At 52.2% G+C, this 452-nt stretch carries 1 protein-coding gene; it reads right to left on the bottom strand.

Going from position 1 to position 452, the window contains the following annotated elements:
- Positions 1-5: 5 nt before the first annotated feature.
- On the bottom strand, positions 6-452 hold a 447-nt coding region (gene marC, locus FN960_RS23460; protein WP_143850763.1), incomplete at its 5' end, for an NAAT family transporter MarC.

The raw sequence follows: 452 nt of genomic DNA, 5'->3' as shown, positions 1-452 counted from the left end.
CTTTCTTAATGGTACGTTTTAATGATTTCCAGGATGCCGTTAATAATAAACTGCACACCCATACATACCAGCAGGAATCCCATCAGACGGGAGATCGCTTCAATGCCACCCTTGCCCACCAGCCGCATAATTGCGCCGGAGCTGCGTAGGCTTCCCCACAAAATAACCGCCACCAGGAAAAAGATCAGCGGCGGCGCAACCATCAGTACCCAATCAGCGAAGGTTGAACTCTGACGCACTGTGGACGCCGAGCTAATAATCATCGCTATGGTTCCCGGACCGGCAGTACTTGGCATTGCCAGCGGCACAAAGGCAATATTGGCACTGGGTTCATCTTCCAGCTCTTCCGACTTGCTTTTCGCCTCCGGTGAATCAATCGCTTTCTGTTGCGGAAAGAGCATCCGAAAACCGATAAACGCGACGATTAAGCCGCCTGCAATTCGCAGACCGGG

The organism is Alkalicoccobacillus porphyridii, assembly GCF_007293315.1.
Classification (GTDB): Bacteria; Bacillota; Bacilli; order Bacillales; family Bacillaceae_D; genus Alkalicoccobacillus; species Alkalicoccobacillus porphyridii.
The sequence above is the reverse complement of the archived record's forward strand: the minus strand, read 5'-3'. Positions and strand labels throughout refer to the sequence as shown.